This window comes from Paraburkholderia sp. J12 (genome assembly GCF_905220215.1).
GTDB lineage: Bacteria > Pseudomonadota > Gammaproteobacteria > Burkholderiales > Burkholderiaceae > Paraburkholderia.
Map to the genome: position 1 here is coordinate 924,480 of NZ_CAJMZC010000001.1, position 17,027 is coordinate 941,506.

The 17,027-nt window shown below is 66.6% G+C and carries 15 protein-coding genes; 4 read left to right on the forward strand and 11 right to left on the reverse strand.

The window, feature by feature from the left end; translation table 11 throughout:
• Nucleotides 1–70 precede the first annotated feature (70 nt).
• The gene (gene uvrC, locus U5760_RS04310) at nucleotides 71–2,374 is read right to left on the reverse strand and encodes an excinuclease ABC subunit UvrC (RefSeq protein WP_322009822.1); all 2,304 of its coding nucleotides are present in this window, start codon (nucleotides 2,372–2,374) and stop codon (nucleotides 71–73) included.
• Between the two features lie 137 nt (nucleotides 2,375–2,511).
• On the opposite strand from uvrC, the gene earP reads away from it, so the two are divergent.
• The 4 genes from earP (at nucleotide 2,512) to U5760_RS04330 (ending at nucleotide 6,591) form a co-directional block, all read left to right on the forward strand.
• Entirely contained in the window at nucleotides 2,512–3,726 is a 1,215-nt protein-coding gene (earP, locus tag U5760_RS04315; protein ID WP_322009824.1) for an elongation factor P maturation arginine rhamnosyltransferase EarP, read from the forward strand.
• A 192-nt stretch (nucleotides 3,727–3,918) separates the two neighbouring features.
• Nucleotides 3,919–4,476 (forward strand): elongation factor P, encoded by a 558-nt coding sequence (gene efp, locus U5760_RS04320; RefSeq protein WP_322009826.1) that lies wholly within the window; start codon nucleotides 3,919–3,921, stop codon nucleotides 4,474–4,476.
• Nucleotides 4,477–4,720: 244 nt separating this feature from the next.
• Entirely contained in the window at nucleotides 4,721–4,930 is a 210-nt protein-coding gene (locus tag U5760_RS04325; RefSeq protein WP_322009827.1) for a CsbD family protein, read from the forward strand.
• Nucleotides 4,931–5,211: 281 nt separating this feature from the next.
• Nucleotides 5,212–6,591 (forward strand): sigma-54 dependent transcriptional regulator, encoded by a 1,380-nt coding sequence (locus U5760_RS04330; protein ID WP_322009828.1) that lies wholly within the window; start codon nucleotides 5,212–5,214, stop codon nucleotides 6,589–6,591.
• Nucleotides 6,592–6,711: 120 nt separating this feature from the next.
• On the opposite strand, the gene nagZ is transcribed toward U5760_RS04330, so the two are convergent.
• The 10 genes from nagZ to U5760_RS04380 form a co-directional block, all read right to left on the reverse strand.
• Nucleotides 6,712–7,752, reverse strand: coding sequence for a beta-N-acetylhexosaminidase (nagZ, locus tag U5760_RS04335; RefSeq protein WP_322009829.1), 1,041 nt, complete (start codon nucleotides 7,750–7,752; stop codon nucleotides 6,712–6,714).
• Nucleotides 7,753–7,832: 80 nt separating this feature from the next.
• On the reverse strand, nucleotides 7,833–8,240 hold the full coding sequence (gene acpS, locus U5760_RS04340; RefSeq protein ID WP_322009830.1) for a holo-ACP synthase: 408 nt from the start codon (nucleotides 8,238–8,240) through the stop codon (nucleotides 7,833–7,835).
• Nucleotides 8,241–8,326: 86 nt separating this feature from the next.
• Complete coding sequence (gene pdxJ / locus U5760_RS04345; protein WP_322009831.1) at nucleotides 8,327–9,091, reverse strand: pyridoxine 5'-phosphate synthase; 765 nt, start codon at nucleotides 9,089–9,091, stop codon at nucleotides 8,327–8,329.
• Nucleotides 9,088–10,029 carry a DNA repair protein RecO gene (gene recO, locus U5760_RS04350; protein WP_322009832.1) on the reverse strand — a complete coding sequence of 314 codons (942 nt, stop codon included), beginning with the start codon at nucleotides 10,027–10,029 and terminating at the stop codon, nucleotides 9,088–9,090. The genes pdxJ and recO overlap by 4 nt, the downstream gene beginning before the upstream one ends.
• Nucleotides 10,016–10,921 (reverse strand): GTPase Era, encoded by a 906-nt coding sequence (gene era, locus U5760_RS04355; RefSeq protein ID WP_322009834.1) that lies wholly within the window; start codon nucleotides 10,919–10,921, stop codon nucleotides 10,016–10,018. The genes recO and era overlap by 14 nt, the downstream gene beginning before the upstream one ends.
• 86 nt (nucleotides 10,922–11,007) lie before the next feature.
• Complete coding sequence (gene rnc, locus U5760_RS04360; RefSeq protein WP_322009836.1) at nucleotides 11,008–12,219, reverse strand: ribonuclease III; 1,212 nt, start codon at nucleotides 12,217–12,219, stop codon at nucleotides 11,008–11,010.
• Between the two features lie 157 nt (nucleotides 12,220–12,376).
• A complete protein-coding gene (lepB, locus tag U5760_RS04365; protein ID WP_322009838.1) occupies nucleotides 12,377–13,270 on the reverse strand; it encodes a signal peptidase I in 894 nt (297 codons plus the stop codon).
• 44 nt (nucleotides 13,271–13,314) lie between these two features.
• Nucleotides 13,315–15,108 (reverse strand): translation elongation factor 4, encoded by a 1,794-nt coding sequence (lepA, locus tag U5760_RS04370; RefSeq protein WP_322009840.1) that lies wholly within the window; start codon nucleotides 15,106–15,108, stop codon nucleotides 13,315–13,317.
• 115 nt (nucleotides 15,109–15,223) lie between these two features.
• Nucleotides 15,224–15,502 carry a glutaredoxin family protein gene (locus tag U5760_RS04375; RefSeq protein WP_322009841.1) on the reverse strand — a complete coding sequence of 93 codons (279 nt, stop codon included), beginning with the start codon at nucleotides 15,500–15,502 and terminating at the stop codon, nucleotides 15,224–15,226.
• On the reverse strand, nucleotides 15,499–17,010 hold the full coding sequence (locus tag U5760_RS04380) for a DegQ family serine endoprotease (RefSeq protein ID WP_322009842.1): 1,512 nt from the start codon (nucleotides 17,008–17,010) through the stop codon (nucleotides 15,499–15,501). The genes U5760_RS04375 and U5760_RS04380 overlap by 4 nt, the downstream gene beginning before the upstream one ends.
• Between the last annotated feature and the right edge of the window lie 17 nt (nucleotides 17,011–17,027).

Genomic DNA, 17,027 nt, shown 5'->3' on the forward strand with positions numbered 1-17,027 from the left:
CGAAAGGATTTGCAATTGTGCCGCGTCGCCGCACCCGCTACAAGCAAGGGTGGACAGCGCCCCGGCGGCCTCAGTGAAGCTGCTGATAGATCTGCTCCGCGAGCGAACGCGAAATGCCCTCGACGCTCGCGAGGTCCTCCACGCTCGCCGCCATCACGCCCCGCAAGCCGCCAAAGCGCGCGAGCAGGCGCTGGCGCCGCTTCGCGCCCACGCCCTCGAGCTCTTCGAGACGCGAAGTCTGACGCGTCTTGCCGCGCTTCGCCCGCATGCCCGTGATCGCGAAACGGTGCGCTTCGTCGCGGATCTGCGCGACCAGCATGAGCGCCGCGCTTTCCTTGCCGAGTTCCAGCGGCGCGCGGCCGTCGGCGAATACCAGCGTCTCCAGCCCCACCTTGCGCCCCTCGCCCTTCGCGACGCCCACCAGCATCGCCGGATCGAGACCCAGTTCGGCGAACACCTGGCGGGCGATCTCCACCTGCCCCTTGCCGCCGTCGATCAGCACGATGTTCGGCAACTGGCCGCCCGTCGCCACCGGCCCGGCGCCTTCGGGGCTCGCTGCGGGATCGGCAGGGTCGACCGGATCGGCGCCCGGCTGCGTCTGTCCTTCGTCGGTTTCGTTGGCCGCCGCCTGCGCGACCATCTTCTCGTAGCGGCGCGTGAGCACCTGGCGCATCGCGGCGTAGTCGTCGCCGCCCGTGATGCCGGTGATGTTGTAGCGGCGGTACTCGCCCGACTGCATCTTGTGATGGTGGTAGACCACGCACGACGCCTGGGTCGCCTCGCCCATCGTATGGCTGATGTCGAAGCACTCGATGCGCAGATGCGCGAGGTCGTCGAGTTCGAGCCCGAGCAGTTGCGCGAGCGTGCGCGTGCGCGCCTGCTGCGAGCCCTGTTCGGAGAGGAGCCGCGCCAGCGCGAGGCGCGCGTTCTGCTCGGCCATCGCGAGCCAGGCGCGCTTTTGCCCCTGCGGCTGACGCAGGAGCGTGACCTTGTGGCCAGCCTGCTCCGCGAGCACGTCCACGAGTTCGCTGTTCGCGGGCGGATGGCTCACCACGAGCACAGGCGGCACGCGGTTGCCGAAGTAATGCTGCGCGATGAAGGCGTCGAGCACCTCGGATTCGATGCCGTCCGCCGTGCGGCGCTTGCGGCCCGCCGTGGACTGGGAGGCTTCGCCGCCGGCTGGGCCTTCGAGGTTGCCGTCGTCTTCGTCATCTTCCGCGGACTGCGCGCCCGCGCCATCCGTCTCGGGCGGCAGGTCGGCGACAATGGCGAGTGGATCGGGCGTGCCTTCGTCATCTGCGTCAACTTCATCAGCTTCGTCGGCATCGCCGGGCTGCGTGTCCTGCGCCGGCTCGCCCTCGTGCTCCGCGCGCGCCGAAAGGCCGGCCGCCGCCTCCAGGGCCCGCCGCGCCATGGCCGGCAGCGCAGTCAGCGCCGAAGCCGCAAACACCGCTTCGCTATCCACCTCTTCCGCAACGCCGCCCTCCTCGTCCGTCAACGCCCGCTCGACGTGCGCCGGGAAATACGCCTTGTCGCCCAGATGCCGGCCGCCGCGCACCATCGCGAGATTCACACAGACGCGTCCGCCCAGCGCCACCACGGCCAGGATGTCGACGTCGCTCTCGCTGCCGGTCTCGATCGCCTGCTGATGCAGCACGGTCGAAAGCGAGCTCATCTGGTTGCGCACGGCCGCCGCCTGCTCGAACTTGAGCTCCGCGGCGAACGCATGCATCTTGGTTTCGAGCTCCTTCATCACCTCGTTCTGCCGCCCGAGCAGGAAACGCGACGCGTTGCTCACGTCGCGCGCGTAATCCTCCTCGCCGATGGCGCCCACGCACGGCGCCGTGCAGCGCGCGATCTGATGCAGCAGGCAGGGCCGCGTGCGGTTGTTGAACACCGAATCCTCGCAGGTGCGCAACTGGAACACGCGCTGCAGGATCTGGATGCTCTCGCGCACGGCCGAAGCGCTCGGGAACGGCCCGAAGTACTGGTTGTTGCGATCGACGGCCCCGCGGTAATACGCCATGCGCGGAAACCTGTGTCCCGTGAGCTTGAGGTACGGGTAGGACTTGTCGTCGCGAAAGAGGATGTTGTAGCGCGGCGTGAGCGCCTTGATGAGGTTGTTTTCGAGCAGCAGCGCTTCGGCCTCGGAGCGCGTGACCGTGGTCTCGATGCGCGCAATGCGCGTGACCATCATCGCAATGCGCGGCGAAAGCAGCGTCTTGGTGAAATAGCTCGATACGCGCTTTTTCAGATCGCGCGCCTTGCCGACGTAGAGCACCGCGCCCTGCGCGTCGTAATAGCGATAGACGCCGGGCAGGTGCGGCAGCTGCGCCAGCGCCTTCTTCGGGTCGAAAACGTCGGAGTCGGTCATCCAGGGAATCGGGAAATTCGGGGGACGGGCCGCGTCGCGCGCCGCGACGCGTTCATGCCGGCCTCGCGTGGGTCCGGCGGTGTCTTAGAATCGCAAGACTAGATCATACCGCGCCGCTCCATCCCGCCTGCCCCCCCATGACCGACGCCCTCCACGCCTCGACATCCCCGACCACCGGATCCGCCGCCCCGGCCGACGTCGATTGCGACATCGCCTGCGACATCTTCTGCGCGGTGATCGACAACTTCGGCGACATCGGCGTGTGCTGGCGCCTCGCGCGCCAGCTTTCGCACGAGCACGGCTGGCAGGTGCGCGTGTTCGTCGACGACCTGCACGCGTTCGCGAAGCTCTGCCCAGCGCTCGATACCGCGCTCGCCACGCAGCGCGTCGGGGGCGTCGTGGTCGAACACTGGCATGCGCCCACCCACGCGGGCGAAACGCTGCAGATCGCCGATGTCGTGATCGAAGCCTTCGCGTGCGAGCTGCCGCCCGTCTACGTCGCCGCGATGGCGGAGCGCGCGCGCGCGCCGGTGTGGTTCAACCTCGAATACCTGAGCGCCGAGGACTGGGTGGCCGACTTCCACCTGCGACCCTCGCCGCATCCGCGCTACCCGCTCACCAAGCACTTCTTCTTCCCGGGTCTCGGGCCCGGCACGGGCGGCGTACTCAAGGAACGCGATCTCGACGCGTCACGCGCGGCTTTCGAAGGCTCGCCCGAAGCACGTGCCGCCTGGTGGCGCGATACGACCGCCGCACCGCCGCCTGGCCCCGACGCCACCGTGATCTCGCTTTTCGCCTACGAAAACCCGGCCATCGACAGCCTGCTCGCCCAATGGCGCGACAGCGCGACGCCCATCGTCCTGCTGGTCCCGCAAGGCCGCATCTCGGGCGCCGTGGCGCGCTTCTTCGGTCTGCCCTCGTTCGATCCCGGCGCGCATGCGGCGCGCGGCGCCCTGCGCGCACACAGCCTCGCCTTCACCGAGCAAAGCGGCTACGACCCCCTGCTGTGGGCGAGCGACCTCAACTTCGTGCGCGGCGAAGACTCGTTCGTGCGCGCGCAATGGGCCGCGCGACCCTTCGTCTGGCACATCTACCCGCAGGCCGACGACGCCCACCTCCCCAAGCTCGACGCGGCGCTCGAACACTACGCGAGGCCGCTGTCCGCGCAGGCGCGCGCCGGGCTGGAGCGCTTCTGGCACGCCTGGAACGGCCGCGGCACGCCGGACTGGCCCGCGTTCGCACGCCATTTGCCCGACTATTCGGCGCGCGCCGCCAGCTGGGCCGCGGAACTGGCGCTGCCCGGCGACCTCGCCGGAAATCTGGCCGAATTCGCAAAAACTCAGTTAAAATAAGCGGTTATCCGACGGCAGCCGTCTCAAGCGATTCGATCCGGCAATTCAGTGCAACGGCTGTCGCGACCGTGCCCCTTTTTTTGAGTTTGCGGAAGACCGGGCCGGATCGCAACACGAACCCACGCGAACGCGCTTGCGACGTTTGCCGTCGCGCACACTCGAAGTTATTCAATCTGGACAGGACAGTTTTTTATGAAGACCGCACAGGAACTCCGCACCGGCAACGTCGTGATGATCGGCAACGACGCCATGGTCGTGCAAAAGGCCGAGTACAACAAATCGGGCCGTAACGCCGCCGTCGTGAAGATGAAGTTCAAGAACCTGCTGACCGGCGCAGGCATGGAAACCGTGTACAAGGCGGACGACAAGTTCGACGTCGTCGTGCTGGACCGCAAGGAAGTGACGTACTCGTACTTCGCCGACCCGATGTACGTGTTCATGGACGCCGACTACAACCAGTTCGAAGTCGAAGGCGAGATGATGGGCGACGCCCTGAACTACCTCCAGGACGGCATGGCCTGCGAAGTGGTGTTCTACAACGAGAAGGCCATCTCGGTCGAACTGCCGACCACGCTGGTCCGCGAAATCATCTACACGGAACCGGCTGTCAAGGGCGATACGTCGTCGGGCAAGGTCATGAAGCAGGCCAAGCTGAACACCGGCTTCGAGCTGCAAGTGCCGCTCTTCTGCAACATCGGCGACAAGATCGAAATCGACACGCGCACGAACGAATACCGCAGCCGCGCGTAAGCGCCGGGCACGCCGTGCGGATGCACGGCGGCTGGATTCGGTGAAGGAGCGCCCCTCGGGGCGCTTTTTCTTTTTTTCTCAAACGTGTATGTTTGTGACTGATGCGGGAATTCCTACCGGATGACGCTGCGCGCATAACGGGCGCGGCCCGCTCCGGCAAGGCGCTACCCGCGGCACGGTTTCTGCTGTCCTGGGCTCTGTCGTCGCGAAACGTTGCCTCGACCTAACCCAACGGGAGAAACCCATGAACAATGACATTGCGGAAGGCAAGTGGAAGCAGTTGATCGGCAAGGCCAAGGCCGCCTGGGGCGAGCTGACGGACGACGAGCTGATCAAGGCCGAAGGGCACGCCGACCGGCTCGCCGGGCTGATCCAGGAACGCTACGGCAAGACCCGTGACGAAGCCGAGCTGGAGGTGCGGCGCTGGTTCGAGGCCAATCGGCCGCGCGAATGAAGCGCACGTGAAGCGCGCATGACTCGCGAGGGGCACGCATCGCACGGCCCCCACTGCTTGCCGGATGCATGGGGGTTGTACGGCCGCGTGGCGCGGCCACCCGCCCGCTTCGCGCGGGCGGCGTCGCCACGTCGCTGCCATCCTGGAGGACCGGATCTGAAACGCCTGCATCAAGTTTGCCCGCTGGAAGCTGCCGCGCCGCACGGGCCCGGCATGCCATTGCGCATCCGGACTGCGCCGCGGGACTTTGCGCCTCCACTTCTTCGCCACGCCGCCTCGCCATGCCACACGCCCTGATTGTCGAAGACGATCCCAACAGCCTGTCCGGCCTGTCCGCCATCCTGGCCGCCGACGGCTTCTCCGTCGACACCGCGGCCACGCTTGCCGAGGCGCGCGGCGCGCTCGCGCGCTTCATCCCGGACGTGGTGCTCGTCGACCTGAATCTGCCCGACGGCAGCGGCCTCGAACTGCTCCCGCATCTGCCCGCACAGCCGGGCGGCGCGCTGCCCGTCATCGTCATGACCGGCAATGCCACCGTGGAAAGCGCGATCGAGGGCCTGCGCCACGGCATCTGGGACTATCTGCTCAAGCCGGTCAACATCCCGCGCCTGCGCAGCCTGCTCGCGCGCATCCCGCGTCCTTACGAACTCACCGAGGAAGTCCGGGTGCTGCGCTCGCTCTTGCGCCAGATCGGCCGTTTCGGGCCGATGCTCGGGCGCAGCAGCTCGATCCAGCGCGTCTACGACACGCTCGAACAACTCGCGCCCACCGAAGCCGCGATCCTCGTCCACGGCGAGGCCGGCACCGGCAAGGAAGTCGCCGCGCGCACGCTGCATCAGCTGAGCCGGCGCCGCAAGGGGCCGTTCGTCGTGTACGATGCGCGCGCCGCCTGCGCGGAAGCCGCCGAGGGCCGGCCGCTCGAGAGCGTGCTGTTCGGCCACGAACGCGGCGCGTTCAACGGCGCGGAGCAGCGCGAAGCGGGTCTCGTGGCCGAGGCGAACGGCGGCACGCTTTTCATCGACGAACTCACCGATCTGCTGCCCGCGCAGCAGGCGGCGCTGTTGCGCGCGCTCGATTCGCAGACCTTCATGCGCGTCGGCGGCAACAACGAGGTCGGCACGGACTTCCGCCTGATCGCGGCCACGCGCACGGTGCCGCGCGATGCCGTAGCGCAGGGCGTCCTCAACGAGGAGTTGTGGCTGCGCCTCGATGCGGCGGCTCTCCTCCTGCCGCCGCTGCGCGAGCGCGAGGAAGACGCGGCGCTGCTCGCCACGGCATGGGTGGACGAACTCAATCTCGATGCGCAGACGCGCGGCACGGCCGGAACGCGTCTGATCGCGCCGGCCTTCATCCGCGAATGTCTCGCCTACGACTGGCCCGGCAACGTGCGCGAGTTGCAGGAACGCGTGCGGCGCGCCTGGGAAGCCTCCGGCGACGTGCTGGAAACGCTCCAGGCCGAGGAAAGCAGCGGCGCGCCCACGCGCGAGATGAACGGCGGGCGCGTCCAGGTGACGGTGGGCACGCCGCTCGCCGACGTGGAAGAGATGCTGATCCGCGCGACGCTGGACGCTGTGGGCGGTACACGGCATCGTGCGGCCTCGCTGCTCGGCATCAGTCCGAAGACGCTTTACAACAAGCTCCAGCGGATGCGGTTGAACTGAGCTTCTCGCGCGATACGCCCGCAAGCATGCAAATGGCCGCCCACGAGGGCGGCCATTTGCTTTCACGCGCGCTGTGATCTGCGCGTTTTTATCGGCACTTTTATCTGCGTTTCGATTCGGCTACGGCAGCACGCTGCGCAGCAATGCCTGTGCGGAAAGATACGCCGGCTCCGCGATGAGCCGGTCCCAGCGCAGCGCCTTGCCGCGCGCCCGCAAGCGCCGGATGCGCTTCGCCGCTTCCTTCGCGGGGTACCGCGGCTCCACCGCCCGCAGCGCGTCGAGCACCTTTTCCGCTTCGTCGGGCTGGTTGCAGATCAGCACCATGTCGCAGCCCGCTTCGAGCGCGGCGCGCGCGCCCTCGGCCAGCGTGCCGCCCTGGCGCGCGGCTTCCATCGAGAGATCGTCGCTGAACACCGCGCCCGTGAAGCGCAGCTTGCCGCGCAGGATCTCCTGCACCCAGATGCGCGAGAAGCCCGCCGGCTTCGTATCGACCTTCGGATAGATCACGTGGCCCGGCATCGCGGCCGCGAGCGAGAGACACAGCCAGTCGTAGGGCATCGCATCCTCGCCGAGAATCGCCTCGAGCGGCCGGTCGTCGACCGGCACGGCCACGTGCGAATCCGCCTGGGCCCAGCCGTGTCCCGGAAAGTGCTTGCCGCAGTTCGCCATGCCCGCGAGCGCGAGGCCGTGGTTCAGGCTCTTCGCAAGCAGCGTGACCACGCGCGGATCGCGATGGAACGCGCGGTCGCCCACCACCTTCGACTGGCCGTAGCCGAGATCGAGCACAGGCGTGAACGAGAGGTCGATGCCGCAGGCGCGCAGCTCGCTCGCGAGGATATAACCCACGGTCGTCGCCAGCTTCGTCGCGAGCAGCACGTCCTTGTCCCACAGCTCGCCCAGGCGCCCCATTGCGGGCAGTACCGTGAAGCCATCGGTGCGAAAGCGCTGCACGCGGCCGCCTTCGTGATCGACGGCGATCAGCAGGTCGTCGCGCACGGCGCGGATCGCATCGGTGAGCGCGACGAGCTGCGCGCGGTTTTCGTAGTGCCGCGCGAACAGGATCACGCCGCCGGTCATGGGGTGGGCGAGGCGCCGCACGTCGTCGTCGGTCAGCGTCTGGCCGACCACGTCGAGCATCACCGGTCCGGGAAGGTTCTTCATCGATCAGTCTTGGGTAGAAGCCGCACGGCGCGGGCCGTGCGGCGGGAAAATCAGAGGGTCTTTCGGAACCATTCGGTCCGTCAGCCCGGGGTCTTGTCGGTTTCCGCGATCACGAACGACACGGCGTAGTCGTGTTCGTCGCTGAGCGTCACGCGCATCGAGATGCCGCGCTCGTCGAGCCATTGTGCGAGCGGCCCCGAGGCCACCATCACGGGCTTGCCGCCCGGTTCGTTGAGCGTTTGCACCGAGCGCCAGGTCATGGGCATGTGGATGCCCAACCCGATTGCCTTGGAGAACGCCTCTTTGGCCGAAAACCGCGTGGCCAGGTAGGCCAGCCCGCGCGCGGCCGCGCGCGCCTTGCGCGCCTCGTAGACGGCCAGCTCGTCCGGGCCCAGCACGCGCGAAGCGAAGCGCCCGTTGGTGCGCTCCATGACCGCCGCGACGCGGCTCACCTGGATGATGTCGGTACCGATGCCGTAGATCGCCATAGGCTCCTCGTTGACGCACCGCCGCTGCCGCGTCCGCTCGACGCGGCGCCAGCGACGGTGACAAAAGCGGTGACGAAACCCGTGAATTACGCGCGCGCGCCAAGACGCGCGGCGACCATGATCGCCTTCATCTCGCGCACCGCGTTCTCCCAGCCCACGAAGACGGCGTGCGCCACGATCGCGTGGCCGATGTTCAGCTCGTCGATACCGTCGATCGCCGCGATCTGCTGCACGTTCGTGTAGTGCAGGCCGTGACCCGCGTTGACCTTGAGCCCGAGGCCGATGCCGCAGTTCACGCCCACCACGACGCGCTCGTATTCGCGCTCCTGCTCGCCGGCGTCGTGCGCTTCGGCATAGCGGCCGGTGTGCAGTTCGATCACCGGTGCGCCGGTCTCGTGCGCCGCGCGGATCTGCGTTTCGTCCGGGTCGATGAAGAGCGAGACGCGAATGCCTGCTTCCGCGAGCTGCCGGCAGGCGGCGCTCACGACGTCGAAATGGCCGGCGACGTCGAGGCCACCTTCGGTCGTGAGTTCCTGGCGCTTTTCGGGCACGAGGCACACGTCCTGAGGCTTGATCTCGCACGCGATGTCGAGCATCTCGGCCGTCACGGCGCATTCGAGATTCATGCGCGTTTTCAGGAGCGGGCGCAGCGTGCGCACGTCGGCATCGACGATATGGCGGCGGTCCTCGCGCAGATGCAGCGTGATGACATCGGCGCCCGCATCTTCGGCAAGCAGCGCCGCGCGGATCGGATCGGGATAGGCCGTGCCGCGCGCATTGCGCAGCGTGGCGACGTGGTCGATATTCACACCGAGATCGATCACGTTGGGCGAAGTGAGAAAGAAGCTCATAAGTTCTGCAGGTCGATCAGGATCTGGCGCGTCGCGAGCGGCGTGCCGCCAAGGTAAGTGTTCAGCAGAAAACGCATCAGCGCCTTGCTCTGCGCGACGGTCTGAGGACGATGGTAATCGTCCTGCTCCATGTCGAGCAACGTCTGCCCCGACAGGACCGGCCACTGCGCCGGCCATTCGTCCGATGCCTCGCGCACGCCGCGTTCCGGATCGAACACGTAGCGCCCTTCCGCCACCACCGTCCGGCGGTTCACCGTGCGGCTCAGCGCGAGTGCGTAGCCGGTCTCGCGCAGCAGCACGCGCTCGAACGAGCGCAGCACCTGCACGGGCGGCTCGTCGTGCGCGAGACGCGTGAGCGTGACCACATAGTGGCGGAACAGGTCGGGATGCGGGTCTTCGCGCGCGCAGAATTTCACGAGCAATTCGTTCACGTAGAAGCCGCACAGCAGCGCGTCTCCGGTGAGCGGCAACATGCCGCCCACCCATTCGGAGCCCGTGAGCGTGCGCACTTCGCCCTTGCCCGTCCACGACAGCGTGAGCGGCTGAAACGTCTGCAGCACGCCGCGCAAAGCCGAATGGGGGCGCTTCGCACCCTTGGCCACGAGCGCGATACGGCCATGGTCGCGAGAAAGAACGTCGATGATGAGGCTCGTTTCGCGGTACGGATAGCTGTGCAGCACGAAAGCGGGCTGCTCGGCGACGCGAAAGTCCGACGATGTCCCGCGGCGCCGTGGCGGCCGCGGTGGCTCGGGCGCCTCGCCTTCGCCGCCCTGATCGGCGCGCGGCGCTTGCGCTTTCGCGCGGCGGCGCGGTGCGGCCGGCCTGGATACAGCCGGCCTCGCGGCGGCGGGTGGGGCGAATGCCTCGTCTTCGTCACCGGCTTCGAGTGCCGGCGACGTGTCGTGCAGGCTTACGGCCTCGCCGTCATTCATACCCATAGGCGCGCAGCCCGGCTTCGTTGTCGGCCCAGCCGCTCCGCACCTTCACGAAGGTCTCGAGATAGACGGGGCCGTCGAACAGCTTCTCCATGTCGAGCCGCGCTTCGGTGCTGATCTGCTTGAGCTTCGCGCCCTTCTGGCCGATCACCATGGCCTTCTGGGTGTCGCGCTCGACGAGGATCGTCGCGAAAATGCGGCGCAGCCGCCCTTCCTGCTCGAACTTGTCGATGATGACGGTGCTCGTGTACGGCAGCTCGTCGCCCGTCCATCGGAACACTTTCTCGCGCAGGATCTCGGCCGCGAGGAAACGTTCGCTGCGGTCGGTGAGGTCGTCTTCGCCGTAGATCGGCTCGCCTTCGGGCAGATACGGCTTGAGCGTTTCGAGCAGGCGCTTGATGTCGTCGGGACTCTTCGCCGAAAGCGGCACGATCTCGCGGAAGTCGCGCAGCTTCTGCACCTCTTCGATGAACGGATAAAGCGTGGCCTTGTCGTTCACGCGGTCGATCTTGTTCGCGATGAGCAGCGTGGGCGCGTTCGGCGGGATCAGGTCCAGCACCTTCTGGTCGTCGGGGCCGAACTTGCCGGCCTCAATCACGAAGAGCACCGCATCGACCGAGCTCAGCGTGGAAGTCACCGCGCGGTTCAGCGAGCGGTTGAGCGCGGTGCTGTGGCGGGTCTGGAAGCCCGGCGTATCGACGAAAATGTACTGCGCGTCTTCGGTCGTGTTGATGCCGGTGATGCGGTGGCGCGTGGTCTGCGCCTTGCGCGACGTAATGCTGATCTTCTGGCCCACGAGGGCGTTCATCAGCGTCGACTTGCCGACGTTCGGCCGGCCGACGATCGCGACCATGCCGCAGCGAAAACCGGCAGGAGTGGAAGTGGGTGCGTTCATGATCGGACCGTGCAAGAAAACGTTAGATGCGCGTTGAGTGCGCGTTAAATGCGGCGGCCGCGCGCGAGGCGCGCACGGCTTCGCGGTCAGTGGCCGGCGTCGGCGGCGCGCACGGACAGCGCGTCGGCATGCTCCGCTTCGGTGGCGGAAGCGGCGGGATGGCCTGGCAGCGGGCCGGACGACGGGGTTTCTGCGGCATCGCGGCTGCGCGACGCCGGACGCGATTCAAGAGATTGTGCGCTTGATGCGTGTTGTGCGCTCGGTGCGCCGGCTTCGGTGCGCTCGACGGCGCGCAGGGCGGGGTCGGCTTTCGAGGCATTCGGGACATTCGAGGCATTCGGACGTTCGGCCTTCTCGCCCGCCCGCTCGGGTGGCTTCTCACCCGGGCGCTCCTGCACGTGCGCCGCGCGAATGACGGCAAGCGGCGCCGCCTGCGGCGGCGGCACACGGTCGCCGCTCAGCTCGGGCGGCACGCTCTGGCGTTCGCCGCGCGCGGCGCGCTCGCGCCGCTCCGGCGCGCGCAGATCCAGCGCGCCCTGCACACCCGTCACGCCGGGCACCACCTCCGGTTCAGGCCTGGCCGCGCGCGCGCCCTTCGAGCGGCGCGGCTTGGTGGCCAGCGCCGGGGCCGCCGCCATCACCTCGTCGAGCGCCTTCTTGGCCGCCGCCTGCTCGGCGGCACGACGGCTCGCGCCGGAGCCCGACACCTTCACATCCAGCTTCGGCACCGTGCATTCGACTTCGAACTGCTGATTGTGCGCTGCACCATGCGTCGCGATGACGGTATAGGTAGGCAGCGCGATCTTGTGCCCCTGCAGATATTCCTGAAGCAGCGTCTTGGAATCCTTGCCGAGCGTGCGCGGATCGATGTGATCGAGGATCGGCACGTAGAGGCGCTTGATGACCGTCTGTGCGGCGTCGAAGCCGCCGTCGAGGAAGATCGCGCCGAAGATGGCTTCCAGCGCGTCCGCGAGGATCGACGGGCGGCGGAAACCTCCGCTGCGCAGCTCGCCCTCGCCCAGACGCAGGCCGTCGGCAATATTGAGGGCCTGAGCGATCTCGTAAAGCGACTGCTGCTTGACCAGGTTCGCGCGCACGCGCGAGAGGTCGCCTTCGTCCAGCTTGCCAAAACGTTGGAACAATAGCGCCGCCACCGCGCAATTCAGAACCGAATCGCCGAGGAACTCGAGGCGTTCGTTATGCGTGGCACTGTGACTGCGGTGGGTCAAAGCCTGGCGCAACAATTCCGCATTGCGAAATTCGTAGCGCAGCCGGCTTTCCAGCGGAGATAGGGGCATGGACAGAGTATAACGCGCTCGCCCGCCCCGGCGAAAACCCGGGGCGGACGGCGAAAAAGCGTGGATGTTGCGAAGTTAGCGCGGATTCTTCAAGTGGTGTGCGAACACCCTGCGCGCTGGCCGAAGCCTGCGCAACGCAAGCGCGTTGCGCAGCCCGTCAATGGAACGAGCCGATGCGCTTCAGATTGCTGAAGTTCATCCAGATGAAGAAGGCGCGACCAACGAGGTTCGCGTCAGGCACGAAGCCCCAGTAGCGGCTGTCGGCGCTGTTGTCGCGGTTATCGCCCATCATGAAGTAGTTGCCCGGCGGCACCTTGCAGATCACGCCGCGCGCGTTGTACTGACAGTTGTCGCGATACGGATAGTCTTCGGCGCCGATGATGAAGGGCGGCACTGCAGGATTGTTGAGAATGTTGTTCTTGCGGCCGAACAGATCCTCGGTGTACTGCTTCGCGTATCCGATGCGCTCTTCGTCGAAGTAGTCGGGCTGCGGCGTTTCGGGCACGGGCTGGCCGTTGATGGTGAGCTGCTTGTCCTGGTACGACACCACGTCGCCCGGCAGGCCGATCACGCGCTTGATGTAGTCGACCGATTCGTCCTTCGGATAGCGGAACACGACCACGTCGCCGCGCTCGAGCGGACGGCCCTGCGTGATCCTGGTGTTCGTGATCGGCAGGCGAATGCCGTAGTCGAACTTGTTCACGAGGATGAAGTCGCCCACGAGCAGCGTCGGCACCATCGAACCCGAGGGAATCTTGAACGGTTCCACCACGAACGAGCGCACGAGGAACACGATCAGGATCACGGGGAAGAAGCTCGCCGTGTATTCGAGCCACCACGGCTGGCGCAGCTTGTCGTTGCGCAGCGTCTGGCGCGTCGTGCTCGCATTTTCGTCGGCGAAACGCTCGCCGACGCGTGCCTGCTGGCGATCGAACTCCGCCACGGCGGCGTCGGCGGCGAGGCGCCGGCGCGGCATGAAAACAAGCTTGTCTGCAACCCACGCGATGCCCGTCACGATCACGAGCACAAAAAGGATCAGCGCAAAATTCATGTAGTTATCCGTTATTCAACGTAATGCGATGTGCCGCGGCGGCTTTATTTGTCTTCGACACGCAGGATCGCAAGGAAGGCCTCCTGCGGAATTTCCACGGAGCCCACCTGCTTCATCCGCTTCTTGCCTTCCTTCTGCTTCTCGAGCAGCTTCTTCTTGCGCGTGATGTCGCCGCCATAGCACTTGGCCAGCACGTTCTTGCGCAGTGCCTTGATGTTCTCGCGCGCGATGATGTGCGCGCCGATGGCGGCCTGGATCGCCACGTCGTACATCTGGCGCGGAATGATCTCGCGCATCTTCGCCGCCACTTCGCGGCCGCGGTACTGCGACTGCGAACGGTGCACGATGATGGACAGCGCATCGACCTTGTCGCCGTTGATCAGCATGTCGACCTTCACCACGTCCGACGTGCGGTACTCCTTGAACTCGTAGTCCATGGACGCGTAGCCGCGCGACACCGACTTCAGGCGGTCGAAGAAGTCGAGCACGATTTCGGCCATCGGGATTTCGTAGGTGAGCTGCACCTGGCGGCCGTGGTACTGCATGTTGGTCTGGTTACCACGCTTCTGTGTACAGAGCGTGATGACCGAACCCACGTAGTCCTGCGGCATGTACAGGTTCACGGTCACGATCGGCTCGCGTATCTCCTCGATCTTCGAAGGCTCCGGCATCTTGGCCGGGTTCTCGACCTTGATCTGGCTGCCGTCGGCCTGCACGACCTCGTACACCACGGTCGGCGCCGTGGTGATGAGATCCATGTCGAACTCGCGCTCGAGACGCTCCTGGACGATCTCCATGTGCAGCAGCCCGAGGAAGCCGCAGCGAAAGCCGAAGCCGAGCGCCTGCGAGACTTCCGGCTCGTACTGGAGCGAAGCGTCGTTGAGCTTCAGCTTTTCGAGCGATTCGCGCAGCGCGTCGTACTGGTTCGCCTCGACCGGATAGAGGCCCGCGAACACCTGCGGCTTCACTTCCTTGAAGCCCGGCAGCGGCTCTGCGGCCGGCTTCGTCGCATGCGTGACGGTGTCGCCCACCTTGGTCGCCGCCAGTTCCTTGATGCCGGCGATGATGAAGCCCACCTGCCCCGCCGACAGCGAATCGAGATTGCGCGACTTCGGCGAGAACACGCCGACGTGCTCGACCGGATACTGCGCGCCGGTGGCCATCAGCTTGATCTTGTCCTTCGGACGCAACGTGCCGTTGACGATGCGCACGAGCATCACCACGCCCACGTAGTTGTCGAACCACGAGTCGATGATGAGCGCCTGCAGCGGCGCCTCGGGATCGCCCTCGGGCGCCGGCACCTTTTCGATCAGCGCTTCGAGCACGTCCTCCACGCCGAGGCCCGTCTTCGCGCTGCAGCGCGTGGCGTCGGTGGCGTCGATGCCGATCACGTCCTCGATCTCGGCAATCGCGTTTTCGGGGTTGGCGGCGGGCAGGTCGATCTTGTTGAGCACCGGCACGACTTCCACGCCGAGCTCGATGGCCGTGTAGCAGTTCGCGACCGTTTGCGCCTCGACGCCCTGGCTCGCATCCACGACGAGCAGCGCCCCCTCGCACGCGGAGAGCGAGCGGCTCACCTCGTAGGAGAAGTCCACGTGGCCCGGCGTGTCGATGAGGTTCAGGTTGTAGACCTCGCCGTTGCGCGCCTTGTAGGAGAGCGCCGCAGTCTGGGCCTTGATGGTGATGCCGCGCTCGCGCTCGAGATCCATCGAGTCGAGCACCTGGGCTTCCATCTCGCGGTCGGACAGGCCGCCGCACAACTGGATGATGCGATCGGCGAGCGTCGACTTGCCGTGGTCGATGTGCGCAATGATCGAGAAGTTACGAATATGATCCATTGAGTGCCGATCAAGCAAAAAGGCGCGCCCCGAACGAAAAGCAGAGCACGCCTCGTAAGCAGATGAAAAACCGGACTATTTTAGCCGAAAAGGGGGGCGGCCGGCGAGGCAAACCCTAACCTCGGCCTCCCAGCCCGAGCGCCTCGCGCAAACGCGCTTCGTCCAGGTGATAGTGGCAAAGCTCGACGCCGTCGCAAACCAGCACCGGCACGAGCTCGTCGTAACGCGCCTGCAATGCGGGGTCGGAATCGACGTCGATGACCTCCAGCTGCGCGCGCGCCGCCGCGGCCAGCGGTTCGACCGCCGCGCGCATGTCTTCGCAGAGATGGCACCAGGCGCGGCCGTACAACACGAGCTGCGCGCGTCCCGCTGCGGCCGCGCGCGCCTCGCTCACTTCTGCCCCGCCGCGCGCGGGCGGATCGGCACGAACTGCGTGTTGTCGCCGCGCCGCACGAGCACCGCCACCATCTTCTGCGGATCGAGGTGCGAGGTGACTTCCGCGAACTGCTTCGCGCCGGTGATGTCGGTATCGCCCACGCGCAGGATGATGTCGCCCTTTTGCAGGCCGGCGCGCGCCGCCGGGCCGTCGGCCGAATCCACCTGCACGCCGCCCTTGATCTTCAGCTGCGCAAGCTGGTCGGACGGGATATCGACTACCGAGAGACCGAGCGCGTTCGAGGCGCTCGGCTTGGGCTGCGGCGCCGACTTCTGGTCGGCCTTCGCGGACTTGTCGCTCTGCATTTCGGCGATCGTGATCGGCAAATCGCGCGTCTGACCCTTGCGCCAGATCGTGAGGGTCGCCCGGGTGCCCGGCTTCGTGTCGCCCACCATGCGCGGCAGGTCGGTGGCCGTATCCACCGACTGGCCGTTGAACTTCAGGATGATGTCGCCCGGCTGGACGCCCGCCTTGTCGGCCGGGCCGCCCGGCTCGACGCTCGAGACCAGCGCGCCCTGCGCCTTGGGCAGACCGAGCGAATCGGCCACGTCCTTGGTCACCTCGCCGATCGCCACCGCAATGCGGCCCCGCGTGACCTTGCCGTTCTTTTCGAGCTGGTCGGCCACGCGCATGGCCTCGTCGATTGGAATCGCGAACGAAATGCCCATGAACCCGCCGGTGCGGCTATAGATCTGCGAGTTGATGCCGATCACCTCGCCCTGCATGTTGATGAGCGGGCCGCCCGAGTTGCCGGGGTTCACGGCCACATCGGTCTGGATGAACGGCAGATAGTCGCCCGTGTCGCGCCCCTTGGCGCTGACGATGCCCGCCGTAACGGTGTTTTCGAGGCCGAACGGCGAGCCGATCGCGACCACCCATTCGCCGACCCGCAGCTTGTTCGAATCGCCGATGGTCACGGCCGGCAGGCTGCTCGCCTGGATCTTCACGACGGCCACATCGGTGCGATCGTCGACGCCGATGAGCTTCGCCTTGAATTCGCGCTTGTCGGTGAGCGTGACGTAGATGCTGTCCGCGTCGTCCACCACGTGCGCGTTGGTCATCACGTAGCCGTCGCTCGACAGAATGAAGCCCGAGCCGACGCCACTGCTCTGCTCGCTGTCGTTGCCGCTGTCCGGCGGGTTCGAATCCTGATCGCTGCCCTGTCCGCCGCCCTGGCCACCGCGCGGCGATTGCCCCTGCGGGCTCTGCGGCAGCGGAATGCCAAAGAAGCGGCGGAAGAATTCCGACATGTCGCCGTTGTCCATGCCCGGCGGCAGATTCGGCTGCGCGGAACTAATCCGCGTGGTCGTACGGATATTGACGACGGAAGGCCCGACCTTGTCGACGAGATCGGTGAAGTCGGGCAGATTGGCGGCGTTTGCCGCCGACGCCGTATGCGGCGCGAACGGCAGGCAAGCCGCGACCGCCGCGGCCGCGAGGAATTTGCGCAGCGGAAGAATCGTCATATCGTAGTCAGCCCGTA